This is a genomic window from Arthrobacter sp. H14 (assembly GCF_000520495.1).
Lineage (GTDB): Bacteria > Actinomycetota > Actinomycetes > Actinomycetales > Micrococcaceae > Arthrobacter_C.
Genome location: NZ_KI914644.1, coordinates 32,819 through 35,151, shown reverse-complemented (window position 1 = coordinate 35,151; position 2,333 = coordinate 32,819). Strand labels below are relative to the sequence as shown.

At 64.2% G+C, this 2,333-nt stretch carries 3 protein-coding genes; all 3 read right to left on the bottom strand.

What is annotated here, in order from left to right; genetic code table 11:
- Nucleotides 1-601: MBL fold metallo-hydrolase (locus tag Y707_RS24375; RefSeq protein ID WP_035780856.1), on the bottom strand; the 601-nt coding region annotated here is incomplete at its 3' end.
- A gap of 44 nt (nt 602-645) precedes the next feature.
- The gene (locus tag Y707_RS24370) at nt 646-1,770 is read right to left on the bottom strand and encodes an NAD-dependent epimerase/dehydratase family protein (RefSeq protein WP_081744718.1); all 1,125 of its coding nucleotides are present in this window, start codon (nt 1,768-1,770) and stop codon (nt 646-648) included.
- Nucleotides 1,658-2,333 (bottom strand): nucleoside/nucleotide kinase family protein (locus Y707_RS0107855; RefSeq protein ID WP_333782839.1); only part of this gene is annotated, 676 nt, incomplete at its 5' end. The genes Y707_RS0107855 and Y707_RS24370, both read right to left, overlap by 113 nt.

Genomic DNA, 2,333 nt, shown 5'->3' with positions numbered 1-2,333 from the left:
CGAGCCTGCCGTCGGGATAGTCGAGGATGGTTGTGCCGCGGCCCAGGATGGTATCGCCGGTGAGGACTGAACCGCCAACCCCGGCTATTCCCGTTGTCCCTTCCGTTCCCGCGGGCCGGTCCGCCGGCAGGTGGAAGCTGACCGAGTCCGAGGTGTGCCCCGGGGTGGCCAGCACACGGATTTCCACACCCGCTGCCTCGATTACCTCGCCGTCGGTCAACGGATCGCCGCCGTGGCAATAGGCAGGATCGAGCGCGCGGACCGGAGCACCCGTGAGGCGGCGGAACTGTTCGCTGGCCTCGGTGTGGTCAGCGTGCCGGTGCGTAATCAGCACCAGCTCGACCGGGCCGGCCGCCGCCAGCCGCTCAAGATGGTGCTTGTCCAAAGGCCCGGGATCGACGACGACGGTCGGCTGCGGCCGAGTGCCCGCACCCTGCGACGTGGCTCCCTGCGCCGTTGCGCCCGGCACTGTGACAGCTTGCGGTTCGGGAGCGCTGATGATGTAGGAGTTCGTTCCGTCCAGGCTCATCGGACCGGGGTTCGGTGCCAGCCGGAATCGCGTCAGGGCGCTGCTGCGGACCAAGTCGTTGGTGGGGGCCATCGTCCCATCGTATCGCCGCGCCATCGTGGGATGGCAGGTTCGGGTTAGGCTTTCCGCACCTTATCTTCGTCGAGCATCTGTTGGTAGTGTTCCACGATCGACTGTTCGGCCGGGCGGAAACCGATTCCGAGTTCTGTCTGCACCCGGGTGTTGTCGAAATACAGCGGATAACCAACGTTGCGTTCGACGAACTTACGCGTCAGCCCTATGGTGGGGCCGGTTGCCTTAACCATGAACTTGGGCAGCTCACGAGTGGGGAACGACCGCTTTTTGCCGAAATGCCCTCGCAGCACCCGGCCGACGTCGAGGATGCTCAGCGTCTCGGCACACGAGATATAGCGGCCGCTCGCCGATGGCGTGAACCCAGCCGCAATGTGCACCCGTGCGACATCCCGGACATCCACGACGGCCATTGATAGTGCCGGTGCTCCTGCCCCCAGGGACATGTCGGCGAAGCGCCGCATTGTCGTCATGCTGCCCGAGACGCTCGCTGAGGTCAGCGACGGACCGAACACCATGCCCGGGTGGATGGTCACCAGGTCCCATCTATCCTGCCGCGCGAACATCTCCCATGCTTGCCGCTCTGCGACGGTTTTTGAGTACGGGTATGGTTGGTGCTCGGCCGTGCTGGTGGCGTTCCAGTCTGCTTCAGTGAGGCCGTCTTTGCCCGCCAATTCCACGCTGTCGCCGTACATGGCGGCCATGCTGCTCGTTAACACCACGCGTTTCACCGATGGCGTTGCATTCACACTGTTGAGCACGTTCCTGGTGCCTTCCAGCGCCGGCCGGATCAGTTGGCGCTCGGCGTCGCGGATCCGCCCCATCAGGAATGGCGAGGCAGTATGCATGACAAGTTCGCAGCCGGATAGAGCTTCCGTATAGCTGCCCGGTTCCAGCAAGTCTGCCCGGTGCAATGACAGGCGTCCAGGATGGTCTTCGGCGAGCGCGTGTAGATGCTCGAGGCCCTTGGCCTTTTCCGGATCGTGGACCGTTGCACGAACGGTATGGTCGGCCTCGAGCAGATAGCGGACGATCCAGCTGAGATCACTATAGACGTCAAACCAGCCGGAGGACCCTGTCCGCCCGCGAGGCCGAAACTTCGATGAACCGGGCGTTCTGTTCGTCGCTTCCCAGTGCCCACATCCTTGCTTCGACTGCACTCCGGCCATACGATTCATGCCGGGTTATGAGCCGTTCCTGCCGGACCGTTTCGTCCGTCAGGAGATACCACGTTTCGTCCATGGAGGCTCTTGCCCGCGGCCACGTACCGGTATCCTGCAGCAGGTAGTTGCCCTCGGTGATCACCAGCGGTATTTCCGGATCAATTGGCAGGGCGGACCCGATGGATTGCTCTAGATCCCGGCGGAATTCGGGGGCGTAGATGGTGCCTTCAGAAGGATCCTGTTGGCGGAGCCGCTCCAGCAGCGCCGCGTAGCCGCCGTCGTCGAACGTGTCAATGGCGCCCTTGCGTGCCCGGCTGCCGCGGCTGTCCAGGATTTCGTTCGAGAGGTGGAAGCCGTCCATCGGCACGCAGATTGCCAGTCCCTCCAGGGCAGCGATAAGCCGTTCGGTCAGGGCCGATTTTCCGGCACCAGGCGCACCGGCAATCCCAAGGATCCGCCGGGTGCCCGGCACGGCGAGGGCGCGCGCCAGGGAGAGAAGTTCCGCAAAGGAAACATCCAACCGTTCAGCGTTCAACCCGCCTCCGTCCGGCCCGCCGGCGGGCTCGCTC

Coding starts and splice junctions, on each gene's coding strand:
- Y707_RS24370 (WP_081744718.1), bottom strand. CDS start 1,770: ATGGCCGGAGTGCAGTCGAAGCAAGGATGTGGGCACTGGGAAGCGACG.